The following is an 18,403-nucleotide window of genomic DNA, read 5'->3' on the forward strand; positions in this document are numbered from 1 at the left end:
GCCTAAGGCGGGACACACTGCCGTGGCGCAACGCCGTGGCGAGTGGCTCCACTCGGCCGTGCAGAGGGGTGGTGCTGTCGTTCTCCAGAACGCCTTCCCACCGTTCGGGCGGATGCGCTCGGGTCGTGACTACGGGCTCTCCGGTGCCATGGGCCCCGGCCCCAGTGGGCTCAGGGGCCCATCAACCTCAGCCTTCTATGCCGAGCATTTCCGCGGGAGCGGGACAGATGCGTCTGCCGTGGTGGTCGAAGACGTAGAGGTGGGCGAGATCGACCAGCAGCGGTACCCGGGCACCGGGCTGGAGCCAGAGGTTGGGACTGGTCCTGATGACGAGCGAACTCGCGGGGGCGGGGGGACGCCCCGGGTCGTGCGGTCCGTATCCGGCAGGCGGCCCGTACGGCTGGGGTCCCGACTCCTCCAAGAGTGCGGGCGGGCCGGAGACGTAGGTGTTCATCCTCTCCTTCCACCTGGTCAGGAAGCTGCCGTTGTCCTTCGACGAGTTGCGCAGTCGGCGCGGGGACACGGCGGGGCGAGGCGATTCCAGATTGGGCACGATGGCCGAACGGGAGCCGATGTTGACGTACAACAGGGCCTCGTGCCCCTGGTACTCGGTGTACTCGACCGTGCCCGTCAGCGGCACCTCACCCGGGCGGGCCTGGCTGGGGAGGGCGATCCTGGTGGCCTCGGAGCGGAGTCCGACGATGATCTGCCGACCCTGTTGGATGCGCAGCAGTTGATGGTCCACGCTGAGCGGTTCGGGCATGGTCAGCCGCTGTCGGCCGAGGTCGAGTGACATCCCGCCGTCCAGTGGTGCGTTGACGATGGCCTGGAGCAGATTGATCCGTGGGGTGCCGATGAACGCGGCCACGAACACGTTGTCCGGTACGGCGTAGATGTCGCGCGGGCTCCCGACCTGCTGGAGGACCCCTCCGCGCATCACCCCGACCCTGTCCCCCAGCGACATGGCCTCGGCCTGGTCCTGGGTGACGTAGATGGTGGTGACGCCCATCTCCTTGGTGAGCTGGGCGATCTCCGCTCGCAGTCGGTTGCGCAGCTTGGCTTCCAGATTGGACAGGGGCTCGTCCATCAGGAAGACCGAGGGCTGCCGCGAGATGGCCCGCCCCATGGCGACCCGCTGCCGTTCGCCGCCGGAGAGTTGGTACGGATAGCGGTCGAGGACGTCCTCGATGCCGAGCATGCGGGCGGTGGCGTCGACGTGGGGACGGCGATCTCCGCGGGGGTCGCCCACCCGGAGGGGGAAGCCGATGTTGTCGCGGTTTGTCATGTTCGGGTAGAGGGCGAAGTTCTGAAACACCATGGCCATGGATCGATCGCCCGGGGGCAAATGGCCGGCGGGTTCTCCATCGAGGAGAAGCTCACCGTCGGTGATCGATTCCAGGCCGGCAATCATGCGGAGAACGGTCGTTTTCCCGCAGCCCGAGGGCCCCAGGAGGACGACGAATTCGCCCGGTTTGACGTCGAGACTGAATCGGTCGACGGCACGGGCAGCTCGTCCGTATCGCTTGCTGACACTCTGCAGGGTAATAGCGCGAGTCATATGTTCCGCCGGGGGATGTGGGGAGCGGCTGGGGGATTGAAAATAGTCGAATACTCCCGGGCGGGGAATGACATGGACGCAAATTGAAACAATGCTTTCGGTCCGGAGCGGCTCTCCGGGGCCTTGAGCGGGTGGAATCTTGAACGGCTTTGTATTCCCCGTGAGTTGGCTTCCGTACACCTGATCGACGCCATCGTCGCCGCCAGGAGCACGCCAAGCGTGACAAAAGCAGACGTCGCCACCTCGGGCATCTCACCAGGCGATACGACGAGGTGCCCCCTTGGACGGCTTCTCCTGGAGGGGACGGAGAGTAGTTCCCCGTGTACAGCGGAGCACGAATGCGTCAGGGGTGTGGGAACCGATGTGATCGAATCGGTTCCCACACCCCTGACGCTCTAGGGCTTCTTCCGGATCTTGCCGGGTTCTCGTGCCCGGGCCCCTATCCGCAGGGTGTCCTTAAGGGCCTTCAGCCGTCAGATGATCCCGATGGCGACGCCCGCCGCGAGCACCACGAGCGAGGTGAGCGCGGCCCATTTCACGGTGAAGCGGGTGTGGTCCCCGAACTCGACCTTGGCCATGCCGACGAGTACGTAGACCGCGGGAACCAGCGGGCTGGACATGTGGAGCGCCTGGCCGACGAGAGAGGCGCGGGCGATCTCCAGCGGGGAGACTCCATGGGCGGCACCGGCTTCCGCGAGCACCGGCAGCACACCGAAGTAGAAGCCGTCGTTCGACATGAAGTACGTGAGCGGGAGGCTGAGCAGTCCGGTGACGATGGCCATGTGGGGGCCCATGCCCTCGGGGATGGCGCCCACCAACCAGTCCGCCATGTGCTTGACCATGCCGGTGCCGGTGAGGACTCCGGTGAAGACCGCAGCAGCGAAGACCATGCCGGAGACGTTGAGGACGTTCTCCGCATGGGCACCGATGCGGGCACGCTGGTCGGCCATGTTCGGGTAGTTCACGGTCAGTGCAAGGGCTGCGCCGAGGAGGAAGAGCACCGGGATGGGCAGCAGTTCCATGATCATGGCCGTGAGCAGGGTGATGGTGAGCCCGGCGTTGAACCAGTAGAGGCGGGGGCGCAGGGTCTCGCGGTTGGGGTCGAGTCCCTGGAAGCCCTCGTCGGCGTCGGCATCAGCATCAGCATCAGCACCGGCACCGGCACCGGCATCAGGTGCTGCCGAACCGGAGGGGGCAGCGGGCGCGTCGGCCGAAGGGCCGGTCCCCTTCTTCTTGCGGCCCTTGGTCAGGGTGTCGGACCCGCCACCGGCGCCGACCAGCACCGTGTCCGACTCGGGGGTCAGTGCCTCGTCCAGCGAGAGGTAGCCAAGGCGCTTGCGCTCGCGCATGCCGAGTACGTAGGAGAGGGCGAAGACGAACAGCAGTCCGGCGGCGAGCGCGGGGATCATCGGTACGAAGATGTCGGCCGCGTCGAGCTTCAGCGCCGTCGCTGCGCGTGCGGTGGGGCCGCCCCAGGGCAGCGTGTTCATGACTCCGTTGGCGGTGGCTGCGACACCGGTCATGACGACCAGGCTCATCTTCAGCCGCTTGTAGAGGGGGTACATCGCCGAAACGGTGATCATGAAGGTGGTGGAGCCGTCGCCGTCGAGGGAGACGATCGCCGCGAGCAGGGCCGTACCGACCACGACCCGCATCGGGTCGGCCTTGCAGAAGCGCAGGATGGCCCGGACGATCGGGTCGAAGAGGCCGACGTCGATCATCACGCCGAAGTAGACGATCGCGAACATCAGCATCGCCGCGGTGGGGGCGAGGTTGCCGACGCCTTCGATGACGTAGTCACCAAGGTGCGCGCCCTTGCCCACGAGCACACAGAACAGGGCCGGGATCAGGACCAGTGCCGCGATGGGCGACATCTTCTTCATCATGATCAAGACCAGGAAGGTCGCGATCATGGTGAAGCCGAGGATTGTCAGCATGGGGGGAACCTCACGTTCATCCTTGAACTCCCACCGGTTCGGCGGTCCGGACGACGTTAGGTGGCACCAAAAGCTGTTAACAAGGTGTTGACATGCGAGCAATACGAGCAAAACACCAGGTCAACCCAGTGAGTACGTTGACCTCCTCTCCTACCGCCCCGATGGCCTCCAGTCCACCCCCGGTACGTTGCACGTCCGCGGGCCACACGCCCTCTCGCGGCCGACGGCTCTCGCTCCCCCGCCTGACCCGAACGGCCGACCACACCCGGTCGTTCCCCCAGGGGCGATCGAGCCGCCGAGCAGCGAGCCCCCTGGGAGCGTCCCGGGCCCTGCCGTGGGAGGCGCCCTCAGGCCGCTCGTCCCATCGGTTCATTCCGCAGACCGAGCCCGACGGTCCACGATATGGACACTTTCCTCGGAATGTCGCACCGCTGGCCACAGGCACCTCACGAGACTCGCCATGCATCCTGCGTCCGCGATGCCGTTGACGTAACACTCCCGCAATCCTACGGTTGTCCATAGGATTCTTTCGGCACCGGGAGCGGATGATGAACGGGATCGGGCAGACCCAGCACACGCAGTCCGGACGGGCAGGGGCGCAGCCCGCGAGGGCCGAGCAGGCACGCAAGATCGCCGCCGCACTGACGTACTCCACCGGCTTCGGCAATGAACACAGCTCCGAGGCCGTCCCGGGGGCCCTCCCCGAGGGCCGCAACTCCCCGCAGCGCGCCGCCCTCGGGCTGTACGCGGAACAGCTCAGCGGCTCCGCGTTCACCGAGCCGCGCGCCGGCAACCGCCGTTCCTGGCTGTACCGCATCCGCCCCTCGGCAGCCCATCCCCGCTTCAACCGCATCGACAACGGTTCGCTGCGCAGCGCCCCCTTCACCGAAACCGTGCCCGACCCCAACCGGCTGCGTTGGAGTCCCCAACCGGACCCCGCGCCGAACACCGACTGGCTCGCCGGACTGTGGACGCTCGGTGGAAACGGCGACGCCACCCAGCGCTCGGGCATGGCCGTGCACCTCTACCACGCCAACGCCCCCATGGACCGGGTCTTCAGCAACGCCGACGGCGAGCTGCTGATCGTCCCCGAAGACGGTGGATTGCTGCTCGTCACCGAACTGGGCCGACTGGCAGCGCGCCCCGGGGAGGTGGCGCTCATCCCGCGCGGAGTCCGCTTCCGGGTGGAGCTCCTGGACGCCCGTGCCCGCGGTTACGTCTGCGAGAACTACGGCCAGCCCTTCCAACTCCCCGACCTGGGCCCGATCGGCGCCAATGGACTCGCCAACGCCCGCGACTTCCTCGCCCCCACCGCGGCGTACGAGGATGACGTCGACCACCCGGTGCAGGTGGTCACCAAGTTCTGCGGCAACCTGTGGGCCGCGACCTATCCCCATTCACCGCTCGATGTCGTGGCCTGGCACGGCAATCACGTCCCGTACGTCTACGACCTGCGGCGCTTCAATGTGATCGGCACGATCTCCTACGACCATCCGGATCCCTCGATCTTCACCGTGCTGACCTCCCCGTCGGACACCCCCGGTCTCGCGGGAGTCGATTTCGTGGTCTTCGCACCGCGCTGGCTGGTCGGTGAGGACACCTTCCGGCCGCCGTACTTCCACCGCAATGTGATGAGCGAGTACATGGGCCTGATCGAAGGTGCGTACGATGCCAAGACGGCCGGCGAAGGTGGCTTCGTACCGGGCGGCGGTTCGCTCCACAACATGATGTCGGCCCACGGCCCCGACCGGGAGACCTTTGACCGGGCCAGTGCGGCCGAGCTCAAGCCCCAGAAGATCGACGACGGACTCGCCTTCATGTTCGAGACCCGCTGGCCCGTGACCGCCACCGAGCAGGCGGCCAACGCCCCCCATCTCCAGGAGGGTTACGACGAGGTGTGGCAGGGTCTTGAGCGTCATTTCAGGTCCTGATACGGAGTCTCCGTGCCCTCCTCCTTCGCTCCCGACTCGCTGGTCCTCAACCGCAAGCTGCCGTTGTGGTACCAGGTCTCGCAGTCGCTGCGCGCTTCCATATTGGGGCGCACGCCCGATGCGTCACTGCGCCTGCCCACGGAAGAACAGCTCGCCGCGCACTACGGGGTGAGCGTGCTGACCATGCGGCAGGCCCTGAAGGAGTTGGAGGAGGAGGGGCTCATCAGCCGGCATCGTCGGCGGGGCACCTTCATCGAACCGGGCGCCCGTCGAGGAGCGCCCCGCCGACTGCTGGGGTCGATCGACGCGATCGTGGCCCAGCAGTCCGGCGAGCTGACGACGATCCTCGGCCACGGCCCCGAACCGGTGCCGGGGGAACTCACCGAATACTTCCCCGATCTGACCGAAGTGGTCAGCTACCGGCGGCTGCGCTGTGACGGGGAGAGCGGTGAGCCGACCAACTGGGCGCATAACGCGCTACGACCGGATGTGGCCGCCCGGCTGGATGTGAAGGACCTGGAGCGCTGGCCGATGACCAAGGTGCTGCGGGACGTGGTGGGCATCCGGATCGGGCGCATCACGGACACGGTGGAGGCACGGCTCGCGGACCCACAGACGGCGGAACTCCTCCAAGTGCCGCTGTTGAGTCCGATCCTGCACTACACGGGCGTGACCTGTGATGTGACCGGCCGGGTGGTCGATGTGGCTCGCATCCGCTACCGGGGCGACCGCTTCTCCTTCTCGGTGACCGTCGACGCCGAGTAGGGCCCGCGCAGGCGCCCGTCGGCTCCCGGTCCATGGAGTGCGCGGGGGCACGTCGGGGAGGATGTCCGTATGCCGATGCTCGACGACCTGATGCCCTGGGGCGTACGACCCTTGCGGACGGGGCGCTCCTGGGTGCTCGCTCCGGATCCGGAGACCCTCAGGGCCCGCTGGGACAGGCTGGTGACGACACGGGGCACCGAGCGGGATGCCCTCTTCGGCTGTACCAGGGGCCGGACGCCGCGTACCGCCGTGGGTCAACTCCCGGGCCAGCGCACCGCGACCGGGCGCTTCGCCCAGGAGGACGGCCGCTGCCCCGAACCGGTGCGGATCCTGCACGGCCCCTTCGACCAGCAGTGGCTCATCCCCGACCACCGACTCATCGATTCCGCACGGCCCGAACTGTGGCGCGTGGCGGACGAACGGCAGGTCTTCGTCCTGGAACAGCCCGGACCCCAGCAGAACCGGGGACCGGCCGTACTGGTGTCCGGGCTGCTGCCGGACGGCCATGCCCCCACGGGACGCCCCGGCCGCATCCGACCGTTCTACCGTCGCCCCGGTGGCGTCGAACCGAACCTCGCCCCCGGCCTCCTGGGCGCCCTGGAACGCCAGTACGGCCAGGAGGTCGCGCCGGAAGACGCACTCGCCTGGGTGACCGCGGCGAGCGAGCACTCCCCGACGGGTTGTGCGGTGCCCCTGCCCGCCGATCCCGCGCTCTGGTCCCTGGGCATCGACATCGGCCGCCGACTGATGGAGATCCAACTCCGCGGAGTGCACGGCAGACAGAGACCGAGGTTGCCCGGGGGCCGCCGCCCCTATGTGCGTACCGCGCTTCCGCCGTGGCCCGACGCGCTCGCCTATGACCGAGCACAGGAGACGCTGGAGGTCGGCACCGGTCGGATCTCCCCTGTTCCGGTCAGTGCGTGGGAGTTCCGCCAGGGCGGTGTGCGGGTCCTGGACCTCTGGTTCGACAACCGCACATCCCCGGTCGCGCCGGGCACGCTGGACGCTCTTCGGCCGACGAGCTGGCCCCAGGAGTGGACATCCGAGCTGTTGGCACTGATCACGGTGTTGAGCCTGCTCAGCGAGGTGGGCGCGGACCGCGACGACTTTCTGCGGGAGCTGGCAGGCGGTGATCTCATCGAAGTACCGGAGGTGCTGCCCGTGCCTGCGGAAGCACGCCGCCCCGCATCCGTCCTTGACCACTGCGAGGAGGGCCCGGAGGGACAGTTCGCCCTGCTCTAGGCCGTTTCCGAAGGAACGACCCTGCCCTCCCTCTCTACGCACCAACCGCGGGGAATCCGGCACAATGGGCCCATACAGGGCGCGAGGCACACCATGCGCACATGGTCCGGGACGTACCTCACAGCGGATGACTGATGACATTTGGGTGGTACACGCGATAAGACGGGCCATGCGCACTCAACCCCTGCCGCTCGACGGCATCACGGTGGTCGCCATCGAGCAGGCCGTCTCAGCCCCTTTCGCCACGCGTCAACTCGCCGATCTAGGTGCACGTGTCATCAAGATCGAGCGGTTGGACGGCGGTGACTTCGCCCGGGACTACGACACGGCCGCACGGGGGCTCGCCTCCCACTTCGTCTGGTGCAACCGGGGCAAGGAGTCGCTGGCGGTCGATCTGAAGGACGCCCGCGGCCTCGCCATCGTGCAGCGGCTGATCGCGGGGGCGGACGTGTTCGTCCAGAATCTCGCCCAGGGCTCGGCGGCCCGGCTGGGCCTCGATGCGCCGACCCTGTGCGAGGCCCATCCCCGCCTGATCGCCGTGGACATCTCCGGCTACGGCGCCGGGGGCCCGTACGCCCACAAGCGCGCGTACGACATGCTCGTCCAGTGCGAGGCCGGACTGGTGTCGGTGACGGGTACGCACGACGAGCCGGCGAAGGCGGGCATCCCGGCAGCCGACATCTCCGCCGCGATGTACGCATTCTCCGGAGTCCTCGCGGCCCTGCTCCGCCGAAGCACCACGGGCCTCGGCGGCCCGGTGGAGATCTCCATGCTGGAGTCCCTCGCCGAATGGATGGGCCACCCACTGCACTACGGAATGCACGGCGGTGAACCGCCCGTGCGCACCGGTGTCGCGCATGCCGTCATCGCCCCGTACGACGCCTACACCACCGCCGACGGCGGACAGGTACTGCTGTCGGTGCAGAACGACCGCGAGTGGCGACGGCTGACCGAGCAGGTCCTCGATGAACCCGCCCTCGCCGACGATCCCCGATTTGCGTCGAACACGGCCCGTACCGCGAACCGGGGGCTCACGGATGAAATGGTCGCCAAAGCGCTGTCACGACTGGGGACCGAGGAGGCCGTGGAACGGCTGGACGCCGCAGGAATCGCCAGCGCCCGTCTCAACACCGTGAGGGATGTGGCCGGACATCCCCAACTGGCGGCGCGTGACCGATGGCGGGAAATCGACTCGCCGGTCGGGCCGCTGAGGGCGCTCCTGCCTCCGATCACCCTGCCGGGTGGCCCGGAGGCCCTGATGGGAGCGGTACCCGCACTGGGTGAACACACCGATGCGCTGCTGGCGTCCTTGGGAATGACAACGGAGGAGACAGCAGCGCTGCACCGGGAGGGCGTGGTCGCCTGAGCGCGGGGCCGCACAGGCGGTGACACGTGACATGTGGTGCGCGCCCCGGGGGGCGCCATGGCCGAGCGGAGGCCCAGGAGTCAGCGGCGGCTACCGAAGAGAGTGCGGCGCAGCCTTCGCAGCGGTGCGAAGAGCGAAACGCGCCCGCTCTTGCTGGCAGCACGGTCGTGCGTCACGTCGCGCGAGGTCAACTCGCGCATCAGTGAGGTGGCCTCGACCGTCTCCCGCTGTGGCAAGGCGGGACCGCCGAGCACCGAGAGATGTCGGTCGAGACGCGAGCTCGTCGCGCTACTCCCGCAGGTGATCGCAGGCACGCGCGGCCTGCTTCGCATTGCTATCTGTTCCATGTCACTCCCCACCCGTACGACGCACCCGGCCCGGGCAGGTTAACCCTATCGCCCCGCCGGGACACCCGTGTATCCCGTCCTGAGGATTCACCACTGCTGTACGTGAGTTGACGATCACTCTCCGAATCCATTCGATTCCAGGGCGAGTTGGACAGCTCGACACGGCCTGCCCGCCCGCCTCCCGCTCCCGTGCCCGTCGATCACTTCGCCCCTTCGATCCGCTTCCAGTCGGTTCCGTCATGTGACATCGAGTCCATCCCCATGCCTTCCCCTCCCCGCAGGAGCGCACTCCCGAGCACCCCGACTCATCGGCGCCCCCTCGAAGGAGTGACCACACTCACACCGGAGAACCCAGGAATCACACCTTCACCCTCGTTGTGGCCGTTCACAGCAACCTTGAAGCCACTTCACCGTCAAGAGGGCTGCAAAAGCGGGTGGTTGAGCTAACTTGGAAGGGTTTCCACCGAGATTTCCATGAGTTGCCTTGCTGTGGATGTCGTGCTGTGCCGCGCCGTAACGGATGGGGGCTCGCATGCCCGAGAACCAGCTGATCGCAGGGCGCTACCGACTGCTCGGCCCGTTGGGCGAGGGCGGGATGGGAGTGGTGTGGCGCGCTCGGGACGAAGTGCTCGCCCGCGAGGTCGCGGTCAAGGAAGTGCGATCCCCGGTCGGGCTCTCCAGCGCCGATGAGCGTCGGCTCTACCAACGCCTGGAGCGCGAGGCGTGGGCGGCGGGTCGAATCTCCCACCGTGGCGTGGTCACCGTCTACGACGTGGTCACCGATGGGGGTCGGCCCTGGATCGTGATGGAACTCGTCCGCGGTCTCGCCCTCTCCGACGTGCTGGAGTCGGACGGTCCGCTCACCCCGCAGCGCGCGGCGCAGATCGGGGCGGACGTCCTGACCGCCCTCGGCGCCGCGCACGAAGCGGGCGTCCTCCACCGTGACGTCAAACCGGGCAATGTACTCATCGCCAACGACGGCCGGGTGGTGCTCACCGACTTCGGCATTGCGGAGGTTGCTGGCACCTCCGCGTTGACGATGACCGGCGAGCTGATCGGCTCGCCCGAGTACCTCGCCCCTGAACGGGCTCAGGGCCATGCACCCGGCCCCGCATCGGACCTGTGGTCCCTCGGCGTACTCCTCTACACAGCAGTACAAGGCGTATCGCCCTTTCGCCGCGAGCAAGCGCTGAGCACCTTACGAGCGGTCGTGGACGAGGAACCGTCGATACCGCACCTCGCGGGAGAGCTCGCACCCGTCATCGAAGGGCTGTTGCGCAAGAACCCGGACGAGCGGCTGACGGCCGCCGCGGCGCACCGCCTTCTGCGCGTGGTGGCCGCGGGCGGTACGGGCCGCCCCGGCGGAGCATTGCCAGGCTCCGCGGTCGGCACATCGGATTCGAGCCACGCTTCGAGGGCGGACGGCTCGGGTGCCGGTACGGGTGCGAGTGCGCTCCCATCGACCGTCTCCGACGCACCGGCAGCAGGGCCGGGCGGGGCGGCCGATAGCGGTCAGCCCCGCCGTGCGGTCGCGGTGCTGGCCGCGGGCATCGCGCTCCTGCTGCTGGTGATCGCCGTACTGGTGTGGGCGCTCATCGACGACGCCCGCGAGCGTGCTGCCTCCGACGGCGAGCGGCCCGGCGCCACGAGCAGAACTTCGGCACCGGGGGGTGGTGTCCAGGAGTCGAGTCGTACTCCTTCGACGGCTACGACCCCTGCGACCGACACTCCCTCTCCACAACGGAGCAGGACCACCAGCGCATCGGCCTCAGCGGGATCGCCACGGCCTCAGCGCGTCGAGGTGGCCGTGTGGGCGGTCCGGGATGACTACGCCGGCTCCTGTGCGCCGCCGCCCGACGAAGCTCCCGCCTTCCGGGCCGCGGTCGCAGTCCAGCGTGCGCCGACGGTCGTGGAGTACCGCTGGATGACACGGAGCGGACGGACGTCGGCCACCGACTGGCAGTCACTGCGGTTTTCGGAGGACGGTCCGCTGGAACGGCTGCTCGACCACACCGAGGTGACCCACCGGCCTCAGGAGATGCATCGCGACCGGCTCCGGGTGGAGGTCCGGCAACCGGTGCAGGTCCGTTCGGCGTGGGTCTCGTTCTCGGTCGACTGCGCGCCCGAGACCCCGGCGGGTGGAGCCTCCTCCCCCTCCGGCACCTCGGGCGTCACGGCCGGTGCGATCGTCGGGGTCAGTCGTTGGCGTTGAGGACCGGCAGGTATCCGCCGGACTGACCGGCGGCCGTCGGGTGGTAGGAGTCGGTGAGGTTAAGCAGATTGACCGAATGCAGCCAGGACGCACCGGAGCAGATCTCGTGCCCGGTGAAGGCGGGGACCACATCACCGAAGGCATAGCCGTGGTCGGCCGCGCGCTTGGCGATGGCGGTGTTCAGATGGTCCGCCGCTCCGTTGATCGCGGCCCGCTCCCCCTCACTGAGGCCGACGACACAGCTGCCGTTGAGCTTGTAGAAGCGGGGATAGCCAAGGACGACCACCCGTGCGGACGGGGCCTTGGCGCGGATGGCGGAGTACACGCTGTTCAATCTCGCCGGCAGGGTGTTGTCGATGTAGGCGCGGGCCTGGTTCACCTTGTTCACACAGCTCGCCTCGGACTGGAGGACGCAGGTGGTCATGGTGTCCGCGAAGCCGGCGTCGTTGCCGCCGACCGAGATGGAGACGAGGTCGGTCGAAGCGTTCAGGGGAGCGAGTTGGTTGGCCGTGACGTCACTCGTAAGAGCGCCTGAGCAAGCGGTGAAGGAGAACGTCGAGGGTGAATGCGCGGCTGCCCAGAGCCGGGGGTAAGCCTTGGCGCTGCGCTTACAGGCGCCACTGGCGCTGTCGTAGCTACCCGCTCCGACTCCCGATGAGTAAGAGTCGCCCAGTGCTACGTAGTCAAGGGCAGCCGCGCTTTCGGCGGCCTGTGCGGTGCTCGCTCCGGTGAGGGCGAGCGCGGTGGTGAGGACGAGGGAGGAGGAAAGAGCCGCGATGCGTGAGAGTTTCATGACATCTCCGTTTAGCAGGTCCGCTGCCTGAACTTTCGGCGCAGACCGCATACTTCACTCGAAATGTCCATGCCAAACATGCACGGGCCAGCTTGACTGAAGTCCCCACCCTGAGCAGCATGGGGAACTGGCATTCGGGCCCTGGGAGCAAAGTCGGCCATGCAGAGCAGCAGAGACAGACCGTCAGCGGTCGGGACGGATCTGCCTCCGGTCCTCGCGGGTGTGGCCTTCGCCGTCTCAGGCGTCGGGGTCGCACTGGCCCTGACCGATGCCCAGTCGCCGCTCCGGGCGCCGTTCGTGATCTTCTTCCTGTTCACCGGACCGGCCTGTGGGCTCTACGCCGTGCTGCCCGGGCTCGACCGGGTGACGCGCGCCGCAACGGCCGCGACAGGTTCGGCCGGAATTGATCTGGCCGTGGCCGGCGCTGTGTCATCTCTCGGCATCCCCATGGCGAGTGGCGGCATCGCCATGGTCGCGGCGATCACCGCACTACTCTTTCTTTGGTCGATCGGACGCCGGACCGGCGGACTCCGGTTACCCTCCGGGGTAGCCGTCTCCTCCTTCGGGAGGAACCCCCGAGGAAACGGTTCGCAAGGCACTGGAAGATCATCCGGAACCGAACGCTCCAAGTGATCGATTCCGGGAAAAGATCAAGGTGAAGCGGTCAGTACGATCCCCGACCTGGCCGTTGAATAGATACCAAGAATGTAAAAAGCACAACCACGATCCGGGACTTGCCATACAGTCCTAAACATCAATACCGTCGTACAACCCGCAACGGTTCATCAGCTAAGCGGCTCAAGGGGAGGGCTCAAGCGTCGCGATGATCCCGCTGCGGGGCGCGGTAGGGGGGTGCCGTGCTCGGTTTTCGTGCTCATACCGAGCCGTAACACCGTGCGGCCAGTTCAGTAGCTCACCCAAGCCAGGTCGGAGGGTAGCTCCGCCATGGCCAGGTGATGAAGTAACCCCCCTTTCAAACCGGACACTCATCCGGATCGCCCGGGGGCGGGCGGTCCACCGGTGGAGAGGGAAAACAAACCCATGAGTTCTGTCCTGCACCCGGCCGCTCCGGGGCAAGATCCGTCGATCGCTTCGGTGGAATCCAGTCGAATAGAAGGTGCCTACCGACCCATCTCCTCCCATCTGGCCATCACTCCGCCCGTGAGCGTTGTGATTCCTGCCATGAATGAGGCGGAGAATCTTCCCTATGTGTTCAAGACGCTGCCCGACTGGATTCACGAAGTCGTGCTGGTCGACGGGAACTCCACTGACAACACCGTCGAGGTCGCGCGGGAGCTGTGGCCCGACGTCAAGGTCGTCAAGCAGTCCGGCAAGGGCAAGGGCGACGCTCTGATCAGCGGCTTCGCCGCCTGCACGGGCGACATCATCGTGATGGTCGACGCCGATGGCTCCGCCCACGGCGATGAGATTGTGTCCTATGTCTCAGCACTCGTTTCCGGCGCCGACTTCGCCAAGGGCTCCCGCTTCGCCAACGGCGGTGGCACCGACGACATGACGTTCATCCGCAAGCTCGGCAACTGGGCCCTGTGCTCCGTGGTCAACGCCAAGTTCGGCGCGCGCTACACCGACCTCTGCTACGGATACAACGCGTTCTGGAAGCACTGCCTCGACGACATCACCCTGGACTGCACCGGCTTCGAGATCGAGACCCTGATGAACATCCGGGTCGTCAAGGCCGGACTGCGGGTGCAAGAGGTTCCCAGCCACGAGTACAACCGCATCCACGGCGTGTCCAACCTCAGCGCCGTGCGCGACGGGATCAGAGTGCTCAAGGTGATCCTCAAGGAGAAGGGCGTACGCCGCGGCGGTGCCCGACGCGGTGGAGCAGGTGTGGACGTGCGCATCGCCCGGGGAGAGACGTCTTGAGCGACCGCCGTTTCTCGGTGGTGATCTGCGCCTATACCGAAGACCGCTGGGACGACATCCTCGCGGCCGTCGCATCGGTGCGGAATCAGTCACATCCGGCCCTGGAAACGCTTCTGGTGGTCGATCACAACCCCGTTCTCCTCGACCGGCTGGCCGAGGAGTACCGGGAGTACGGGGCCGACGGCTCCGATGTGGCACGCGGTGAGGAGGTGCGGGTGCTCGCCAACGCGGGCCCCCGCGGCCTCTCAGCCGGCCGCAACACCGGTATCGCTGCATCCCGCGGCGACTTCGTCGCCTTCCTCGACGACGACGCGGTGGCCGAGCCCGACTGGCTGCGCTACTTCTCCGAGGGCTTCGACGACGAGAAGGTCGTCGCGGTCGGTGGCCGTACCGCGCCCGCCTGGGCGTCGGGGCGGCGCCCGGCCTGGTTCCCCGAGGAGTTCGACTGGGTGGTGGGCGCCTCCTACCGCGGGATGGCACCCGGCAAGGTGCAGGTGCGCAACGTCCTCGGGGGCAACGCCTCCTTCCGCCGCACCGCGTTCGACGCGTCGGGAGGATTCGCCACCGGCATCGGCCGGGACGGGGACAAGCGCCCCCTCGGCTGCGAGGAGACGGAGCTCTGCATCCGCATGGGCAACGCGCTCCCGGACGCCGTGCTCCTCATCGACGACCGCGCGGTGATCCACCACAAGGTTCCGGCCGCCCGTGAGCGGTTCGCCTACTTCCGCACCCGTTGCTACGCGGAGGGCCTCTCCAAGGCCCTCGTCTCACAGAGCGTGGGAGCGGGCGACGGGCTGTCCTCCGAGCGGAGCTACACCACCCGGGTACTGCCGGCCGGTGTGGCACGCGGGATGGGCGACGCCCTGCGCGGTCGCAAGGGCGGGGCGGGGCGCGCGGGTGCCATCGTCGTGGGGCTCGTGACCACCGCGGGCGGCTATGTGGTGGGCACGGCCCGGGCCCGCAAGGGATCGGTGACCTTCTCGTCCGAGCCGATCACTCCGCTGGCAGCGACCGGTTCGGCGCCCGCCGCGACCGCTCCGGCCGGTGGTGAGAGCCGATGAGCGGCCCCGTTCCCATCCTGATGTACCACGCGGTGGCCCATCAGCCGGCGAAGGCGACCCTGGGACTGTCCGTGACCCCGGAGGCGTTCGCCGAGCAGATGGCGGCGCTCGACGAGCACGGCTTCACCCCGATCACCACGGCGGAGTTGGGTGAGTGCTGGCGGTCCGGTGGTGCCCGGGCGCTGCCCGCACGGCCGGTGTTGATCACCTTCGACGACGGTTACGAGGGTGTGCACCGGTACTCGCTACCCGTCCTGGCCAAGCACGGTTTCGCCTCGACCCTGTTCGTGTCGACCGGTTGGCTGCGCGGTGCCCATGACGAGGGGGGCGCGATCGACACCATGCTCGACTGGGACCAGGTGCGGGAACTGGCCGCAGCGGGCATGGAGATCGGTGGCCACACCCACAGCCATCCCCAGATGGATCAGCTCGGGGACGAAGCGCTGCGGTACGAGACCGTCCGCTGCCGCGACATCATCGCCGATGAGCTGGGAGCCGCGCCGGCCTCGTTCGCGTACCCCTTCGGGTACTCCAGCCGTCGGGTGCGCGAGATGGTGAAGACGGCGGGGTTCGCGCAGTCCTTCGCCGTCGGGAATGCGCTCGCCCGGCCGGTGCAGGGGCCGTACGCCATCGAACGGGTCACCGTTCGGCGCTCGACGGACATCGAGGAGTTCGAGCGGCTCATCGAGGGCCGCGCGATCGGCCGCAACTTCGCCAAGGACCGTGTCCTCACCAAGGCGTACGCCATGGTGCGTCGTACCCGGAGGGCGGCGACCCTGCTGCGGGGCGGCGGACGCTGACGCGAAGTCCGGTGGCTCGGCGCCCAGGTCGGGAGCCGCGCCACCGGACAAAACTCCGTGCGGGATCGGGATCCGTGCCGGATCATGGGGCGCATGTCAGCCGTACGACCTCAGATGGAGCGCATGTCAGCCGTACCTCCCCACGACGCATTGCCGATCCGGCTCAACATCGACGACAGCGACTCCGCAACGGATGTCATCGACGCACTCTTCCTCGGCCGCTTCGCCAACGGCGAGCAGCCCTACTGCCACAGCCATCAGATCGACCGGGTCAAGCCCGGGTTCAACATGCTGCCGCCCGGTGCACGGGTGCTCCGCTCCTCGCGTGATGACGACCGAAGTGCCGTACTCGCCGAGGGCGACGGCTACACCCTGCTCATCTCCCACTGGAACCGCGGCGCCGACGTCACCGTGACGGCCGTCGACGCGGAGCTCGCCGAGAAGATCGTCAAGGACGCCGTGCAGGATGCGGCGGACGAACCCGAGCCACAGCCGGAGGATGTGACGATGGGGTTCTGGTACGTGTCCCCGCGGCGCGGCCCCTACCGCACGACACGACAGATCTCGGCCGGTACCTGGGACGAGGTGCGGCCCAACTACACCGCCCCCGTCGCGGATGCCATGGACCGGCTGATGAAGGTCACCCCCGAGGACATCTCGGGTCGGCTGCTCCTCCTCCACGGCCCGCCCGGCACAGGCAAGACATCCGTACTGCGGACGCTCGCCCGCTCCTGGCGGGACTGGTGCCAGGTGGACTGCGTACTCGATCCGGAGCGGCTGTTCACGGACGTCGGCTATCTGATGGACATTGCGATCGGCGAGGACGAGGGCACGGCCAAGAGCCGTTGGCGGCTGCTGCTGCTTGAGGACTGCGACGAGTTGATCCGCGGCGAGGCCAAGCACACCGCAGGTCAGGCGCTCTCGCGACTGCTCAATCTCACCGACGGGCTGTTGGGACAGGGGCGCAACGTCCTGGTGGGCGTGACCACCAACGAGGATCTGGAGCGACTGCATCCCGCCGTGGTCCGGCCTGGCCGGTGTATGGCCCGCATCGAGATCGGTGCGTTGACGCGCAACGAGTCGGTGGAGTGGCTCGGCACCGAAGACGGGGTGGGGCGGGACGGTTCCACCCTGGCCGAGTTGTTCGCCCTGCGCAGGGGAAGCGGACCGGCGTCGATCCCAGAGCAGCCCGGCTCAGACGCGGGTCTCTATCTGTGATCGTCTTCTCCCGGGTATCAGCGCCCGGGGGAAGGCGCTCCCCTGTGTTGCCGGAGTTGTCGGTGCTATCGGTGCTATCGGGTGGCGGTGAACCGCCCGGAAAGGGCGTACCCGTCTGCGAGCAAGATCAGCCATATCGCATAAAATCCGCCAATGAGTACATCTCGCACAACGGTTGACGCCGCTGTCGCAGCCGTGGACGCAGCGATCGCGCATCGGGATCTCCCGAAACTACAGACCGCCTACGGCGCGCTGGCCTCCGCGCCGAAGGAGGCACTGGCCGACCGTTCCGCCGAGATAGGCCCCCGGTTGGCCCGGCAGCTGCCCGAGATGCCGGCCTGGCACGCGGCCGTGTACGCGGTCCTGGTGGGCGCCCTGGTCGAGTGGGACGCCGATGCCGGTGCCTGTGCCCCTCCCCTGCTGGAGGGACTGCGCAAGAGCCTGGAGCAGGGAATCGAGTTCGCCCGGTTGTGGCGCGAGACCCATGGCGAGGACGAGGAACCGCCGGACCCGACCGGACTGCCCAGCCCTGCCCAGCAGAAGGCATTCGGCGACGACTACGCGGACATCTGGCATGCGCCCTACTTCGGTTGGCTCACCGTGGCGAAGTGGGAGAGCGCCGCCGTCGCCGTGCTCGCCGACCCCGCGGTGCGCCGCTCGCTGGGCAACCGTGACGAGTTGGTGGCGCTCACCGAACAGTTGGAGCCGGAGATCGGCGATCTCCAGTGTGTGCAGAAGGCCCTGCTCCTCCTCGACGAGGAACCGCTGCTGGTCCTCGACCGCGCCTCAGGGCAGGGCTTTCGGTTGCGCATGAGCGGCATCGCCGACAACTACCAGTTGCAGACGTTGTTGGCCGCGGTGCTCATCGGCGGCGGGCATCTACCGGGTGACGCCCCCGGTGCGGAGGCCGTCGCCCTGAGCACCGATGCGCCCTTCGACCCAGGTCGGCAGCAGCCGCCCCATCGGCTCGAATCATTCAACTTCGCCGAACCGTCCGGCCGCTGGATCTGGAGCGCGACCACACCGAGCCGGATACCCGTCGTCGACGGAGTGCGGCAACTGGTCCTGGACGCGCCGGTCTTCCGCCATGACTACGCGACCGTACGTTTCCTCCCCCGGGTGTCGGCCCGGCTGGCACTCGAAGCGGTGCTGACCCCGGCGGAAGCGGCCCCGTACTTCTCGGGGGTGCGGGAGTTGATGTCATGGCAGGAGGCGAGCCGGCTCGCGGCTGACGGCTACTGAGCCGCCCGGGACGGGGGCGTCGAGCGGGAGGAATCGAGCGGAGG

At 67.9% G+C, this 18,403-nt stretch carries 15 protein-coding genes; 11 read left to right on the plus strand and 4 right to left on the minus strand.

The window, feature by feature from the left end:
• Positions 1-187 precede the first annotated feature (187 nt).
• Both OID54_RS08960 and OID54_RS08965 read right to left on the minus strand, forming a co-directional pair.
• Positions 188-1,558, minus strand: a complete 1,371-nt coding sequence (locus OID54_RS08960) for an ABC transporter ATP-binding protein (RefSeq protein WP_329016502.1) — start codon at positions 1,556-1,558, stop codon at positions 188-190.
• 473 nt (positions 1,559-2,031) lie between these two features.
• The gene (locus tag OID54_RS08965; RefSeq protein ID WP_329016506.1) at positions 2,032-3,495 is read right to left on the minus strand and encodes a CitMHS family transporter; all 1,464 of its coding nucleotides are present in this window, start codon (positions 3,493-3,495) and stop codon (positions 2,032-2,034) included.
• Between the two features lie 545 nt (positions 3,496-4,040).
• Between OID54_RS08965 and hmgA the strand changes: the two genes are divergently transcribed.
• The 4 genes from hmgA to OID54_RS08985 all read left to right on the plus strand — a co-directional run bounded on the left by hmgA (position 4,041) and on the right by OID54_RS08985 (position 8,799).
• The gene (hmgA, locus tag OID54_RS08970; RefSeq protein ID WP_329016509.1) at positions 4,041-5,426 is read left to right on the plus strand and encodes a homogentisate 1,2-dioxygenase; all 1,386 of its coding nucleotides are present in this window, start codon (positions 4,041-4,043) and stop codon (positions 5,424-5,426) included.
• Positions 5,427-5,438: 12 nt separating this feature from the next.
• Positions 5,439-6,191, plus strand: coding sequence for a GntR family transcriptional regulator (locus OID54_RS08975; protein ID WP_329016513.1), 753 nt, complete (start codon positions 5,439-5,441; stop codon positions 6,189-6,191).
• 69 nt (positions 6,192-6,260) lie between these two features.
• Positions 6,261-7,433, plus strand: coding sequence for a type ISP restriction/modification enzyme (locus OID54_RS08980; protein ID WP_329016517.1), 1,173 nt, complete (start codon positions 6,261-6,263; stop codon positions 7,431-7,433).
• Positions 7,434-7,602: 169 nt separating this feature from the next.
• Positions 7,603-8,799: a CaiB/BaiF CoA transferase family protein gene (locus OID54_RS08985; RefSeq protein ID WP_329016520.1), complete on the plus strand. Its 1,197-nt coding sequence runs from the start codon at positions 7,603-7,605 to the stop codon at positions 8,797-8,799.
• A gap of 80 nt (positions 8,800-8,879) precedes the next feature.
• Here the strand turns inward: OID54_RS08985 and OID54_RS08990 are convergent, their stop codons facing one another.
• Positions 8,880-9,146 carry a hypothetical protein gene (locus tag OID54_RS08990; protein WP_329016523.1) on the minus strand — a complete coding sequence of 89 codons (267 nt, stop codon included), beginning with the start codon at positions 9,144-9,146 and terminating at the stop codon, positions 8,880-8,882.
• A 532-nt stretch (positions 9,147-9,678) separates the two neighbouring features.
• Here OID54_RS08990 and OID54_RS08995 point away from each other — a divergent pair.
• Positions 9,679-11,358, plus strand: a complete 1,680-nt coding sequence (locus tag OID54_RS08995) for a serine/threonine-protein kinase (RefSeq protein ID WP_329016526.1) — start codon at positions 9,679-9,681, stop codon at positions 11,356-11,358.
• Here the strand turns inward: OID54_RS08995 and OID54_RS09000 are convergent.
• The gene (locus OID54_RS09000) at positions 11,342-12,151 is read right to left on the minus strand and encodes an SGNH/GDSL hydrolase family protein (protein WP_329016529.1); all 810 of its coding nucleotides are present in this window, start codon (positions 12,149-12,151) and stop codon (positions 11,342-11,344) included. The genes OID54_RS08995 and OID54_RS09000 overlap by 17 nt on opposite strands.
• 159 nt (positions 12,152-12,310) lie before the next feature.
• Between OID54_RS09000 and OID54_RS09005 the strand changes: the two genes are divergently transcribed.
• The 6 genes from OID54_RS09005 to OID54_RS09030 all read left to right on the plus strand — a co-directional run bounded on the left by OID54_RS09005 (position 12,311) and on the right by OID54_RS09030 (position 18,359).
• The gene (locus OID54_RS09005) at positions 12,311-12,784 is read left to right on the plus strand and encodes a hypothetical protein (RefSeq protein WP_329016532.1); all 474 of its coding nucleotides are present in this window, start codon (positions 12,311-12,313) and stop codon (positions 12,782-12,784) included.
• Between the two features lie 408 nt (positions 12,785-13,192).
• Entirely contained in the window at positions 13,193-14,038 is an 846-nt protein-coding gene (locus OID54_RS09010; protein WP_329016533.1) for a glycosyltransferase family 2 protein, read from the plus strand.
• The gene (locus OID54_RS09015) at positions 14,035-15,099 is read left to right on the plus strand and encodes a glycosyltransferase family 2 protein (protein WP_329016535.1); all 1,065 of its coding nucleotides are present in this window, start codon (positions 14,035-14,037) and stop codon (positions 15,097-15,099) included. Before OID54_RS09010 ends, OID54_RS09015 begins: the two co-directional genes overlap by 4 nt.
• The gene (locus tag OID54_RS09020; RefSeq protein WP_329016537.1) at positions 15,096-15,899 is read left to right on the plus strand and encodes a polysaccharide deacetylase family protein; all 804 of its coding nucleotides are present in this window, start codon (positions 15,096-15,098) and stop codon (positions 15,897-15,899) included. Before OID54_RS09015 ends, OID54_RS09020 begins: the two co-directional genes overlap by 4 nt.
• A 123-nt stretch (positions 15,900-16,022) precedes the next feature.
• Positions 16,023-17,117 carry a DUF5925 domain-containing protein gene (locus OID54_RS09025; RefSeq protein WP_329016540.1) on the plus strand — a complete coding sequence of 365 codons (1,095 nt, stop codon included), beginning with the start codon at positions 16,023-16,025 and terminating at the stop codon, positions 17,115-17,117.
• Between the two features lie 153 nt (positions 17,118-17,270).
• Positions 17,271-18,359, plus strand: coding sequence for a hypothetical protein (locus OID54_RS09030; protein WP_329016542.1), 1,089 nt, complete (start codon positions 17,271-17,273; stop codon positions 18,357-18,359).
• The last annotated feature ends 44 nt before the right edge of the window (positions 18,360-18,403 follow it).

This window comes from Streptomyces sp. NBC_00690, assembly GCF_036226685.1.
Taxonomy (GTDB): domain Bacteria; phylum Actinomycetota; class Actinomycetes; order Streptomycetales; family Streptomycetaceae; genus Streptomyces.